This window comes from Psychrobacter faecalis, assembly GCF_016107575.1.
GTDB lineage: Bacteria > Pseudomonadota > Gammaproteobacteria > Pseudomonadales > Moraxellaceae > Psychrobacter > Psychrobacter faecalis.
The window spans coordinates 24,886-38,060 of the sequence record NZ_JABAST010000029.1 but is presented as its reverse complement, the minus strand read 5'-3'; the positions used below and the strand labels follow the sequence as shown (position 1 = coordinate 38,060).

General features: G+C 43.5%; 13 protein-coding genes, 1 tRNA gene and 1 pseudogene. 8 read left to right on the top strand and 7 right to left on the bottom strand.

Annotated elements, in window-relative coordinates:
• Both JFC07_RS09605 and JFC07_RS09600 read left to right on the top strand, forming a co-directional pair.
• Positions 1 to 140: pseudogene (locus JFC07_RS09605) on the top strand (IS982 family transposase); the annotation flags it as partial.
• An 87-nt stretch (positions 141 to 227) separates the two neighbouring features.
• Positions 228 to 473 carry a hypothetical protein gene (locus JFC07_RS09600; protein WP_068405601.1) on the top strand — a complete coding sequence of 82 codons (246 nt, stop codon included), beginning with the start codon at positions 228 to 230 and terminating at the stop codon, positions 471 to 473.
• A gap of 83 nt (positions 474 to 556) precedes the next feature.
• On the opposite strand, the gene maiA is transcribed toward JFC07_RS09600, so the two are convergent.
• Entirely contained in the window at positions 557 to 1,213 is a 657-nt protein-coding gene (gene maiA, locus JFC07_RS09595) for a maleylacetoacetate isomerase (RefSeq protein ID WP_198328931.1), read from the bottom strand.
• Between the two features lie 87 nt (positions 1,214 to 1,300).
• On the opposite strand from maiA, the gene JFC07_RS09590 reads away from it, so the two are divergent.
• Positions 1,301 to 2,170: an IclR family transcriptional regulator gene (locus JFC07_RS09590; RefSeq protein WP_068405595.1), complete on the top strand. Its 870-nt coding sequence runs from the start codon at positions 1,301 to 1,303 to the stop codon at positions 2,168 to 2,170.
• A 67-nt stretch (positions 2,171 to 2,237) separates the two neighbouring features.
• Here the strand turns inward: JFC07_RS09590 and JFC07_RS09585 are convergent, their stop codons facing one another.
• The 4 genes from JFC07_RS09585 to JFC07_RS09570 all read right to left on the bottom strand — a co-directional run bounded on the left by JFC07_RS09585 (position 2,238) and on the right by JFC07_RS09570 (position 6,756).
• Positions 2,238 to 2,813 carry a VOC family protein gene (locus JFC07_RS09585; protein ID WP_068405592.1) on the bottom strand — a complete coding sequence of 192 codons (576 nt, stop codon included), beginning with the start codon at positions 2,811 to 2,813 and terminating at the stop codon, positions 2,238 to 2,240.
• A gap of 134 nt (positions 2,814 to 2,947) precedes the next feature.
• Complete coding sequence (fahA, locus tag JFC07_RS09580) at positions 2,948 to 4,249, bottom strand: fumarylacetoacetase (RefSeq protein ID WP_068405589.1); 1,302 nt, start codon at positions 4,247 to 4,249, stop codon at positions 2,948 to 2,950.
• A gap of 203 nt (positions 4,250 to 4,452) precedes the next feature.
• Positions 4,453 to 5,649: an amino acid aminotransferase gene (locus JFC07_RS09575; RefSeq protein ID WP_068405586.1), complete on the bottom strand. Its 1,197-nt coding sequence runs from the start codon at positions 5,647 to 5,649 to the stop codon at positions 4,453 to 4,455.
• Positions 5,650 to 5,826: 177 nt separating this feature from the next.
• Complete coding sequence (locus JFC07_RS09570; RefSeq protein WP_068405582.1) at positions 5,827 to 6,756, bottom strand: LysR family transcriptional regulator; 930 nt, start codon at positions 6,754 to 6,756, stop codon at positions 5,827 to 5,829.
• Positions 6,757 to 6,910: 154 nt separating this feature from the next.
• Here JFC07_RS09570 and hppD point away from each other — a divergent pair, with 154 nt between their 5' ends.
• From hppD to JFC07_RS09545, 5 genes are all read left to right on the top strand, one after another.
• On the top strand, positions 6,911 to 8,023 hold the full coding sequence (gene hppD, locus JFC07_RS09565) for a 4-hydroxyphenylpyruvate dioxygenase (protein ID WP_068405578.1): 1,113 nt from the start codon (positions 6,911 to 6,913) through the stop codon (positions 8,021 to 8,023).
• A gap of 158 nt (positions 8,024 to 8,181) precedes the next feature.
• Positions 8,182 to 9,120 (top strand): phenylalanine 4-monooxygenase, encoded by a 939-nt coding sequence (gene phhA / locus JFC07_RS09560; protein ID WP_198328927.1) that lies wholly within the window; start codon positions 8,182 to 8,184, stop codon positions 9,118 to 9,120.
• Positions 9,121 to 9,240: 120 nt separating this feature from the next.
• The gene (locus JFC07_RS09555) at positions 9,241 to 9,585 is read left to right on the top strand and encodes a 4a-hydroxytetrahydrobiopterin dehydratase (RefSeq protein ID WP_068405575.1); all 345 of its coding nucleotides are present in this window, start codon (positions 9,241 to 9,243) and stop codon (positions 9,583 to 9,585) included.
• Between the two features lie 93 nt (positions 9,586 to 9,678).
• Positions 9,679 to 11,103 carry a Na+/H+ antiporter NhaC gene (gene nhaC, locus JFC07_RS09550; protein ID WP_193030506.1) on the top strand — a complete coding sequence of 475 codons (1,425 nt, stop codon included), beginning with the start codon at positions 9,679 to 9,681 and terminating at the stop codon, positions 11,101 to 11,103.
• Between the two features lie 179 nt (positions 11,104 to 11,282).
• Positions 11,283 to 11,981, top strand: a complete 699-nt coding sequence (locus JFC07_RS09545) for a hypothetical protein (RefSeq protein WP_068405569.1) — start codon at positions 11,283 to 11,285, stop codon at positions 11,979 to 11,981.
• 131 nt (positions 11,982 to 12,112) lie between these two features.
• On the opposite strand, the gene JFC07_RS09540 is transcribed toward JFC07_RS09545, so the two are convergent.
• Positions 12,113 to 12,199, bottom strand: a tRNA-Leu gene (locus tag JFC07_RS09540).
• Between the two features lie 138 nt (positions 12,200 to 12,337).
• Positions 12,338 to 13,111, bottom strand: a complete 774-nt coding sequence (locus JFC07_RS09535) for a ferredoxin--NADP reductase (RefSeq protein WP_068405560.1) — start codon at positions 13,109 to 13,111, stop codon at positions 12,338 to 12,340.
• Between the last annotated feature and the right edge of the window lie 64 nt (positions 13,112 to 13,175).

Genomic DNA, 13,175 nt, shown 5'->3' with positions numbered 1-13,175 from the left:
TACAAAGGGTACGAGCAAGAGATTTATGGCATTTGTCTCATCGATTGATTCGTAAGATTCTTTCACACAATCTGTGCTTTGTACTCAACAAAAAACTTGGTAATCCGCCTCTTCAGTTTGATTTGCTTATTTCAAGTTGAGAGTGGGGTTAAAATAAAAAGGTGTTAGGGCTAGTATCATTCTTATGGATTGAGTAATGTTAAAGCAAGATAGCCAAGGAGTTTGGTATGAATAATGAGCTAAAAGGGAGCGATTTAACCCGCGCGCTACTTAAACGAGGTAATAAGCGAGTATGGTGTGCGGTCGATGATGAAAGTGATGAGGAGGCGATAAAGGATCAATGTGGTAATGATTTTACCGCCTATATCGTGTCATTTAAAAATGGCTGCTTTTATTGTAGTGGCGGCATGTCATGGCTATGTGCGGTACCTATTAAGATAGTGGCGGTCACGCAAAAAGAGATGAAAATTTGAGCAGTGATATAAATAGAAAGCTATCCCTATTTAATAACCTCTAAATTAAGGGTAGTCCTTTTTTAGAGGTTATTTCTCTAAGGCTAAGCATTTGGTGCATCAGGTTGCTGCATAGGGTCGGCGTCAGAAAAGGCTTTTAGCGTGCGGCAATGGGCGTCAATTTGGACAATATTTGGGTAAGGATTTAAGTCCACTTCAAAGCGCCGCGCCGAAGAAACTTGCGGGACTAAATAACAATCTGCAAAGGTCGGGCTGTCGCCGTAGCAAAATTTCCTGCGGCTATTATCACGACTGTTATCTTGAGCCAAGCGTTTTTCTAACGCAGCAAAACCCTCACTTATCCAGCGATTACACCATTTTATGACCTCAGCTTCATCTACCGACAGCTCATTGCGTAGATATTGTAAAACACGGCGGTTATTAAGCGGATGGATATCACAGCCAATCATTGCGCTTAACGCCCGTACTTGCATACGCCCCGCAGCGTCTTTAGGCAATAATGGATTTTTAGGATAAACCTCTTCTAACCATTCTAAGATAGCGGGACTTTGAAATAACAGCAAATCATCGGCTTGTAAAACAGGCACCAATCCTTGTGGATTAAGCGATAAAAATTCGTTTTTTAATTGTTCATCTTGCGCCAAATTAATCGCAATATAATCATAATCTAAGCCTTTTAGGTTCATCGCGATACGCGTACGGTAAGACGTGCTACTGCGAAAATAGCCATAAAATGTCATCATTATTTATTCCTTTTATTATGTTGTCTTGTTGGGTATATAAATGGGTATAATTATTGATAAAGTAAATAATTAATTGAGCAAAACATGCCCGTATCTGAAAACCTGCCAGACAATCCTACTACCAATAAAAACCAAGGTGGCGTGCAGTCACTTGAGGTTGGATTGTCGGTGTTAGATGTTCTTATCGATCAAAATAAGCCTATGATGTTAAAGGACGTCGCTCAAGCTGTACAGATGCATCCAGCAAAGTGTCATCGCTACTTGGTCAGTCTTATTCGTAAAAATTATGCACGTAAGCTCAGTGATGGGCGTTATGGGCTTGGCGCTCGAGGAAATTCGCTTGGGCATGCGGACTTCAATCAACACAACCTATTAGAGCGCCTGACGCATGTGGCAACAGAGATTAAAGGCACGGTAAACTGTGCGGTTCAAATCGCCAAATGGTTCAGCGAAGGTCCGATTATCATTCAATCGGTTGAGCCTGATAGCCCGATTAGTATCATTACTCGTATCGGTTCACGTATGCCGCTAACGACGTCGGCAACAGGGCAGCTGTTTGCCAGTTATCAGCCAGAAACGATTATTAAGCCATTGGTTATCGCTGAATGGCAGACAAATGATAAAGACATTATCGCAGAGCGATGGCAGAATTTTAACCAGTTGCGCGCCAAAATTCTTACCCAAGGCTATGCCACAGTTACCGGCGATATGTTAATGGGGATTAATGCCATTACCATTCCAGTGCTTGTGCCGCCACTAGAAAGCAATACCTCGACCACTAATCAGCCGCTTAGCAACAATCAACTATCTGCTAATGACAAACCATCTGCTGAAAGCTTGCCATTAGAATATGCCATTACTATCATTGGTACCACCGAGCAGTTACCGATGAGTGAGCAACATAACGTGGTCGAGCAAATACTAGCCATTGCGCGACGCTATCAAATAGCTTAGTCAAAACTTACTATTTAACTTAACTACTGAATAAAATAAGTTTTAACTATTGCATAAATTGACGCTGTTACTCACCAACGGGTGCGACTTCTCTTGCTTCAGCGAGTTCTTCTGCATGTAAAAACTGCGTATGAACGGGCGCACGTTTGGTGCGCGACCATTCATCTAGCATCTCGTGTTTCATCTCTTCCGTAATCATCGAGACTTTTTCTTCTGAGGTACTATCATCGTAGGTAAGTTCCATACGATGGCCATTAGGATCAAAGAAATAGATAGAATGAAAAATACCGTGATTGGTCACGCCGACTACGTCGATGCCATTTTCTTCTAAATGCTTTTTTGCCGCCATTAACGCATCGCGGTCTTTTACCTTCATGGCTAAGTGTTGCACCCAGTTTGGCGTATTGGGGTCAAAACCCATTTCAGGTTGATTGGGCACTTCAAAAAACGCCAAGACATTGCCATTACCGGCATCTAAAAACACATGCATATAAGGGTCAAAGGCTTTGGTCGAGGGGACATGGTCCTCAGCGAATGCTAAGATAAAATCCATATTGAGATATTTTTTATACCATTCAACGGTTTCTTTAGCATCCTTGCAGCGATAGGCCACGTGATGGATTTTTTCAATTTTAAAACTCATATCAAACTCCTTTTGATAAAGCGTCCAACTTAATTGGCTGTCAGCATTTCGCTAAACTAAGTAGTGATAATTGTCTAACAGCCTAAGTAATTTTTTTACGCTTGTCTGATTTGTAATTACTTTATGAAATAGACTTATTTGTCAAAATCAAAGCTAAGCGCCGGCAAGACCTTGCCGCGTACCTCACCAAAGCCAACACGAATGCCGTCTTTTTCGCTATAACCTTTCATAATCACGGTATCGCCATCTTCGATAAAGCTGCGCGTTTCGCCGCCTTTTAAAGTGACGGGTTTGGTGGCATTCCAAGCAATCTCTAACATTGAGCCATAAGAGTCTGGCGTCGGTCCCGAAATCGTCCCTGAACCCATCATGTCACCAACTTCTACTTTACAGCCGGTGATGGTGTGGTGGGTGAGCTGCTGCGCCATGGACCAATACATATATTTAAAGTTGGTTTCACAAACAACGGTTGCTTCATCGCTATTCTCAGGCAACAGCTCGACTGATAAATTGATGTCAAAGCTATTGTTACTGTCTTTTTCATTGAGATAAGCCAGTGGTTTTGGTTCTTGCGTTGGGCATGCAGTCTTAAACGGCGCTAACGCATCCATGGTCACAATCCAAGGTGATACTTCAGAGGCAAAGGTCTTGGCATTAAAGGGGCCTAAAGGTACGTATTCCCATTTTTGAATGTCGCGAGCTGACCAATCGTTGAGTAGCACCATGCCAAAAATGTGATCATTAGCCTCATCTACCGCAATCGGTTGGCCGATGTTATTACCTTTACCGACGACAAAGGCGGTTTCAAGCTCAAAATCAAGGCGCTTACAAGGTGAGAAAATAGGACGTTCGTCAGGATTGGGTTTCAGCTGGCCCGATGGGCGTATTACATCCGTACCACTAACGATGACGGTACTGGCGCGGCCATTATAACCGACGGGCATTTCAGTCCAGTTAGCTAGTAGAGCGTTCTTTGGGTCACGGAACATAGTGCCGACGTTGGTCGCGTGTTCTTTAGATGAGTAAAAATCGGTAAAACCTGGTACGTGAACAGGCAGATGCATGGTGACGTCTGCTTGCTTAAACAGCGCTTTTGCCTGCAAGTCTTTGTTGTCGCGCAGTGTGTCACTATCAGCAGACAATAAGGTTTGAATGGTGCTGCGCGCCTTGGTCCAGTTGCCGCGACCAGAATCAATAAAGGCGTTTAGGGTTGGCTGATCAAAATAGGGGCCGCCTGCCAAACTTAATAAACCTTCTGCTTCGAGTATTGATAAGTCTAATACCTGCTCACCAATAGCAACACCTGCGCGACGGTTGTTGTTACCAGTAGCGTCTTTAGCATCACTAAAAATACCATAAGGCAAGTTGTGAATAGAGAAGTCGGAATCGGCGGCAATATCGATAAATGAGGTGAGGTTTTTGTCAATCGTTGACATGGGAAGCTCCTTGCTAAAGCGTGTATTGAATTACGTTATAATTAACTACTTACGTATAATGTAATTTATAGCCAAATAGATTGCAAGGTTTTTTGTGCAGTGTTTTTTATACATTTTTTTAGAAAGTAGCAGACATAAAAAAAAGGCTGAGTCATGACTCAACCTTTTTAATCACATAGTTTTTCTAAAATTACGCTAGAGAGTTAGTCTTTTAAAACATCAACCATGGCATTGGCAACATAGTCGATATTACTGCTGTTTAAGCCCGCCACACACATACGTGAGTTCGAAACCATGTAGATACCATATTTGCTTTGGAGTTTTTCAACTTGTTCAGGCGTCAGACCGGTAAAGCTAAACATACCGTTTTGCTCAGTTAAATAATCGAAGTCACGGCCGGGGACTTTTTCTTCCAATACTGATTTTAGCTTTAAGCGCATGGCTTTGATACGGTCACGCATGGCATAAACTTCGCCAACCCATTGCTCATGTAGCGCTTCGTCGTTCATGACGATATCGACCACGCGGCCGCCATGTGATGGTGGGCTTGAGTAGATGCGACGCACGGTTGCATTTAGCTGACCAAAGACGCGCTCCGCTTCGTCAGTGCTTGGGCACACGACCGATAGACCGCCGACACGCTCACCGTATAGCGATAAGTTTTTAGAGAATGAGTTACTGACAAATACGGGTAGACCCATCTCGACTGCTTTACGAATCGCGTAAGCGTCGCTGTCCATGTCTTTACCAAAGCCTTGGTAGGCGATGTCCATAAATGGAATCAATTCACGCGCTTTAATGACAGTCAGCGCGGTATCCCACTGTTCACGAGTCAAATCCATACCGGTTGGGTTATGGCAGCAAGGGTGCAGCAAGACAACATCGTTTTTATTCAAAGTTTCAAAAAATGCAATCATTTCATCAAACTTAACACTGCTGGTTGCTTTATCGTAGTACGGATATTTACCGACCTCGACGTCAGAGCCTTCAAAGATAGCAATGTGATTGCCCCACGTTGGGTCGCTGACGTAGCATTTAGATTGTGGGAACCATTCATGGATAAACTCTGCGCCGACTTTTAATGCGCCAGAACCACCGATAGTGGCGATGGTTGCTACCAAACCGTCTTGTAAGATTTGCGCGTCTTTACCAAATAGCAATTCCTGACAACCTTTACGGTGGCCGGGTAAGCCTGCCATTGGCAAGTACGGACGAGGAGAGATAGGATCAGCAATGCGCTGCTCCGCCGTTTTGACACACTCAAGGACAGGCAATTTGCCATCCTCATCATAATAAACGCCAACACCCAAATTGACTTTATCTGGATTGGTGTCAGCGGCAAATTTGTCCATCAATCCTAAAATCGGGTCACCGGCATAATAATCGATACGTTCAAACATTTTTTTTCCTTACAAGGGAGATGAGTTAAGGCGTTAAAAAGCATAAACCAGTTTGGCGATTAACTCAACGTTAGATTCAGCGATACTGATTAATTAACGCGTTTTTTTGTTTATTAGCAAGTTTTTGGACAGATTTTAGCCTTTGCTAAATTGAAGTAATAAGTTCTTGAGTTGCCCTTAAACACGCTGCAAATCATCAAAGTGGCTGGCAAAGTAAGTTTGCAAAAATTGCTTAAAGGCAATGCTGGCGGGCGATAAAGCGCGTGACGAGCGTTGATAAATAAAGAATCGGCGCATTTTAACCGGCTGTGCCAATGGACGCATTTGCAAACCATTGGCGCTTACCCAATCTATCACCTCTGGCATATAAGGCAAGCACAAGGTAATGCCAAAACCTTGGCGGGTCATCTCAAGGGCGGTCGACATAAAGTTGACTTTGTAGCGCGCCTGCTGAATATGGCTGGCAATTTCCTCATCAAGCTCAGCGGTGACTTGCTCGATAAATGGCCCTTGCAAGGTAATAAGCGGCGTGTCTACTAAATCCTGCCAAATGACTTCTGATTTTTGCGCCAGCGCATGGTTATCTGGCATTACCACACAAAACGGCAGCTGATATAACAAATCGGCGCTGATGTCATCGTCAGGCTCCGTAAAACCACGCTCAGTACCGACGCCCAAATCTACCTCGATGTTTTGAATATGTTCTAAAACATTTTCTGCTGAGCAATCAAGTAAAGACACGCTGATATCTGGATATGCTTTAGCAAATTGAGCAATAACGGCTGGCATGGAGGAGGCAGCAAATTGCGACACCGCAAGTCTGACTTGACCTTGCGCCAAACTTGTCAAGCTACTGGCTTCATTTTCAAATAGCTGCATCTCATTTAAAATACGCCGCGCTTGCGGCAATAAATGATGACCAACGACGGATAATGACAGCTGGCGGGTGGTGCGGTCAAATAGCACGATACCAAGGCTGGACTCCAATTCTTTAATCAAACCACTGACGGCAGATTGGGTCAAATGCATCTGCTCGCTGGCGCGGGTAAAACTGCCATTGTCAGCCACACTGATAAAAGCGCTCAATTGGCGAATACTGATATTCATAAGCACACCTGATAAATAAATCAAAAAATACGATTAGTCTTATAAATCAAGCTAATCTAATATAAATCACTCGTCAATAGGAATGATTGATGAAACTTATTTTTTGCTAACTTTTAGTGATGTATACCACCAATTGAAATTAAGGATGATGACAATGTCAGAGTTAAAGGCAGATTTATTTGATAACCCAATGGGCTTGCAAGGATTTGATTTCGTTGAGTTTGTCTCACCTGAGCCTGAGCTTGTCGAAACGCTATTTCGCAACCTTGGCTTTACTCATATTGCCAATCACCGCTCAAAAGATGTCGCCTTGTTTCGCCAAGGAGATATCAACCTTATTTTAAACCGTGAGCCAAAAAGCCATGGCAGCTATTTCTTAGGTGAGCATGGCGCCGGCGCTTGTAGCATGGGCTTTCGGGTAAAAAATGCGCAGCAAGCGTATGAGCTAGCTATCGAGAATGGCGCTGAGCCAGTAGACGTGCCAACAGGGGTGATGGAGCTGCGCTTGCCAGCGATTAAAGGTATCGGCGGCTCGCTTATTTATCTCATTGACCGCTTTGGCGATGGTAACTCTATTTATGATATCGATTTTGAATACCTACCGGGCGTCGACAAGCATCCAAAAGGCTTTGGCTTTAAGGTTATCGATCATCTGACGCACAATGTCTACCGTGGTCGCATGGCATACTGGGCCGATTTCTACGAGCGTATCTTTAACTTCCGCGAAATCCGTTATTTTGATATCACTGGTGAGTATACGGGTCTGACCAGTAAAGCGATGACCGCGCCTGATGGCAAAATTCGTATTCCATTAAACGAAGAATCAAAGCAGGGCGGTGGGCAAATTGAAGAGTACTTGATGCAATTTAATGGCGAAGGTATCCAGCATATCGCACTATTGAGTGATGATTTGTTGTCTAGCATCGACAAATTAAGAGACATGGGTATTCCGCTGATGACAGCGCCAAATGATACCTATTACCAAATGTTGGATGAGCGCTTACCAAACCACGGCGAGAATGTCGCTGAACTACAAATGCGCGGCATCTTGTTAGACGGTACCACAGAAGGCGGTACGCCACGCTTATTGCTACAGATTTTCTCTGAAACCATCCTTGGTAGCCCCGTATTCTTCGAATTTATCCAGCGTAAAGGCGATTACGAAGAAGGCTTTGGTGAAGGTAACTTTAAAGCCTTGTTTGAATCCATCGAGCGTGACCAAGTTCGTCGCGGCGCGATTGGTCAGCCAGAAACTGAAACGCCATAGTTTTAGCTTAAACGTTTATAAGTATAATAAATGGGCAGAGCAAAAGGAATTTGTCTTGTCCTTAATCAGCAAAGTACCGCTTGCGATGGTAAATCAAAAATACCTGAGAATTACTGACGACAAGCGACTGTACTAACGCTAATAAAAGGAACACAGGCATGGAACGCCTACAAGCTAACAATACTATTCAAAAATCCCACAGTGCCAAGAGTGTGTCTTCAAATGCTCTCGGCGCTGATGATGCTAGCCATAGCGATTTAACGGCTGAGAAGCAACCTTACCTCTCGCATCAGCCAGACAGTCAGGGTCATATTCACTATAGTGACGATGAAAATGCCATGTGGCAGGCGCTGCTTACACGTCAAGCCAAGCAAATACCCAATCGAGCTTGCTCAGCCTATCTAGAAGGCTTAGAAAAGCTAAATCTGCCATCGACGCATATCCCGCAACTCCACGATATCGACGAAATATTGCAGGCCACCACCGGCTGGCAAACCGCTGCCGTTCCTGCGCTTATCAGCTTTGGTAAGTTTTTTAAACTCTTAGCAAATAAACGCTTTCCGGTAGCGACCTTTATCCGCCGCTTTGAAGACATGGACTATATCGAAGAGCCAGATATCTTTCATGAAATCGTTGGCCATTGTCCGCTGCTGACCCATCCTGCTTTTGCCGCTTTTAATGAGACCTATGGCAAGCTGGGTCTTGATGCCAGTAAAGAAGAAAGGTGGTTTTTGGCACGGCTTTATTGGTTTACCATCGAGTTTGGCTTGGTAGGTAGTCACCCTGACAATCGCCGTATCTATGGCGGCGGTATCTTGAGCTCGCCTTCTGAAACGGTTTATGCGCTTAATGGTAGCGATACGTTGCACCAATCCAACCATCAGCAGCAACCTCAAAATCAGCCAGAATACCGCGCATTTGATTTGCTTGCTGTGCTGCGTACGCCTTATCGCATTGACCATATTCAGCCGATTTATTATGTCATTGATGATTTAGATACGCTGTTCGATATCGTCGATAGCGACATCATGGGCAAGGTCAAACAAGCAATGGCACTTGGTTTGTTTGAACCAACTTATGCACCAAAAAACTCTTAATACATTAAAAAATTTAGCATCGTTAAAATAACGATGTGGTAAAAGTGATGCTGTAAAAACAGTATTAACACGGACGTAACGGTATTAAAAAAATAATAGTTAACTTAAAAGGATATTATCATGACGACATTATCACAAGCCAGCTGTGAAGCCTGCCGTATCGGCGCTCCAACCGTCGACGACACAGAAGCACGCGAGCTATTACAACAAATTCCTGATTGGTCGCTCATCGAAGTCGACGGCATTAAGCAATTACAGCGTCAGTATAAATTCAAAAATTTTGTCACAGCGATGGCATTTGCCAATGAGCTTGCCGACATTGCGGAAGCAGAAGGGCATCATCCGGGTATTTTGGTAGAGTGGGGCAAGGTCACCGTCACTTGGTGGTCACATAGCATTAAAGGTCTGCATCGCAATGATTTTATCATGGCAGCCAAGACCGATAGCCTACTGGGTAAGTCATGAGACTGGCAATAATCTTTGCAACTCATTAAACTTGTCCCACCCAAAACCAACCCTAACGCCAGAATATATATGATGGCACCATAAGGATGTGTTATGCCTCCACAAGTACTTACCGAGCTATCTCCCAAGGTAGCTTTTATTATTGCCAGCGTTGTCATCGCGATTATGGGTGTGACCATGATCGGCTTTGGCTGGGTACCGCATCTGTCATTGATGCTTGCAATCGTTGTTTTATTAGGCCTTGGTATGTATAAAGGTCTAAGCTTTGAGAAGATGCAGGGGCAGATGTCATCGGGCGTTGTCAGTGGTATTGGTGCTATTTATTTACTATTTTTTATTGGTTTGCTGGTCGCCGCGCTGATGATGTCAGGTGCTATTCCTACCATTATGTATTATGGTTTTGATCTCATCTCACCGCAGTATTATTATATTTCGGCTTTTGTTTTGACCTCTATTATTGGTGTCGCTCTAGGCAGTAGCTTGACCACAGCCGCGACACTTGGTGTGGCCTTTATTGGTATGAGTAATGCCTTTGATGCCAACGTTGCTATTGCTGCTGGTGCGGTGGTTTCAGGTGCTTTTTTTGCCGATAAAATGTCGCCGTTGTCAGATACTTGTACGCTTGCCTCTTCTGTCGTCGGCATTGATTTGTTTGAGCATATCCGTAATATGATGTATACCACGGTACCGGCGTGGCTCATCACAGCGGGGCTATTTTGGTATTTCTCTGGCCAGACGGGTACGGGTGATTTGGGTCAAGTGACCTTACTGCAATCACAATTGGTCGATAGCGGCTTAGTCCATGGTTATGCCGTATTACCATTTGTCGTGCTAGTGGTATTAGCACTATGCCGAGTCAATGCCATTTATACCATCATTTGTACAATCGCGACCGCTTTAGTGCTTACTTATCTGCACAGTACGCCAAGTATTGGGCAGCTCGGCGGTTATCTATTTGCTGGTTATACGCCCGCCGAAAATTTAGAGCTGGGTGAAGTGGCGGGTATGATCTCACGTGGCGGTATGCAAAGTATGTTCTTTACTCAGACTATCGTGATATTGGCGTTAAGTTTGGGCGGTTTATTACGTGCTTTGGGTATCTTACCAGCGTTATTGTTAGGTATTCGAAATATGCTGACAAGCTCAGGACGTGCTATCTTTGCTGCGGCAATGGCGGCTTTAAGCATCAACGTGCTGATCGGTGAGCAATATTTGAGTATCTTATTATCAGGAACTGCGTTTCGTCCGACCTTTGAGCGTTTGAATTTACACCCCAAAAACCTATCGCGTACCATCGAAGACGCGGGCACGGTTATCAATCCATTAGTACCGTGGAGCGTGTGCGGGGTATTTATCAGCCAAGCGTTAGGTGTTCCGGTACTTGAATATTTGCCTTATGCCTTTTTCTGTTATTTATCGCTGCTGCTTACGATACTGTTTGGATTCACAGGTATCACCATCAGTTGTAAAGATGGCTCTAGCATTCGTAAGCAACTAAAAGTACAAATGGCCAATTAGCGAACATTCATTTTGAAAATAAACTGAGATAGTATTGGTTGCATAAAAACCACTCTAAGCAACTTAGAGTGGTTTTTTTTGGTTAATTTGAACGCCTAAACCATATATCTAAAAGTGGCTGAATAAGAGATAATAGAGGACATAGATTTTCGCTTACTTCAATAAAAAGGCAGTCCTGCATGACCCATAATAATCCATATAACCTGATACCCTTGCAACCTACGGGCAGAAATGAGACCAATACCGCCAATACCTATTCACCTGAAGATATGATTACCATTTACGAGCAGCAGTTTCTGACTGAAGTGCCAGAAGACAAGCTCACAGAGTTCTTACCTTTTTTAAAAGCCTTTTATGATATCGACGACCATACCTTAGATGTCAGTGCGGTGATTTTTGATGCGATTGCGGACGCTTGTATTATTTATAATCACAAAGTCAAAGTTGGGCGTTATGAAATATTAGAAGGCTTGGTAAAAGAAGAGATTGCAGAAGATATAAGTGATGAAGAAGGCGCTGAAGAGAAACAAGTACAAGCCTATACCCTAGAGTGTAAGCGTACTTTTTTTATCAATGAGGTGGAAATACCTTATCATTTTAATTTGTTTATCCATGGCGATAATTATTCTACCTTGACGAGAAGAGAGAGCGTGTTAGAGAAAATGTATTGGTTTGTCAGTGATAGCTTTGATGAGCAGTTATTAGATAATCCTGAAGATACTGAGAGCTTGGCGTCTATTAATGAGCAACTGGCAAGTTTGGGTATTCGAGAAATGGATCTGACTACTATTCATCAGCTCGTGGACTATATAGAAGATAACATCATAGATGATGACATGGCAGAAGCGGTTAATAAGCTATTGGATGCAGCCGAGTAGGTGTATGCTGTGGAGTTGAGATAAGACCACGCTAAGCCAATTAGCGTGGTCTTTTTTTGATAGGACAACTAACTTTAAACAGTAAGCCATAAAAAACCCTCGTAATCGATAGATTACGAGGGTTTCGTATATGGTACCGGTGGTCGGACTTGAACCGACACGCTTTTAAAGGCAACGGATTTTGAATCCGTCATGTCTACCAATTCCATCACACCGGCGTGTTAGGTGATAAAGTTTATATACTGCAAACATTATCGAATTGGGCTACAGGGTTAACTCTGTATAGGCTGCGTATTATAGCAGGCTATTTTTAGCCGTCAAGAATTATTTATACTATTTACGATAAAATTTTATTTTTAACCAACGAAGGCGCGTTCAACGGCATAATCCGCTTGCACACCCATACGTGGAGAAACAGTAAGACCAAAGTCGTCTAAAATTGCAGAGATATCCGCATTAAATGGCATACTACCGCAGATAAGTACGCGGTCATCGTCTTTATTCATTGGCGGTAGACCAATATCTTCGAAGAATTTGCCTGATTTCATCAGATCAGTGATACGGCCAGTATTTCTAAACTCTTCGCGGGTAACAGTTGGGTAGTAGATAAACTTCTCGCGGAACTCTTCACCAAAGATTTCATCGTTTGGCAGCTCTTCTTCAAACATTTCACGATAAGCCAAATCCTTCACCTGACGCACGCCGTGTACCAAAATGATTTTGTCAAAACGCTCATAGACTTCAGGATCGCGTGATAAGGCTAAAAAGGGTGCAAGTCCCGTGCCGGTTGATAGCATATATAAATGCTTACCCGGTAATAAATCGTCTAGTACCAAAGTACCCGTTGGTTTTTTGCTGACCAATAACTCATCGCCCACTTTGATATGCTGCAAGCGCGAGGTTAGCGGACCGTCTTGAACTTTAATAGAGAAAAACTCCAAATGCTCTTCGTAGTTGGGGCTGGCAATCGAGTAAGCGCGCAATAGCGGTCTACCATCGACAACGATACCAATCATCGCAAACTCGCCATTACGGAAGCGTAAGCCATCGTCGCGCGTGGTTTTGATGCTAAATAGAGAGTCATTCCAGTGATGAACCTCAGTGACCGTTTCGGTGCGGAGTTTTGACATAAAGCCCTCGTTAGTAAGTGGTAATGTGTATTCGCCCATTAAAAATGGTGGTAAACAAAAATTT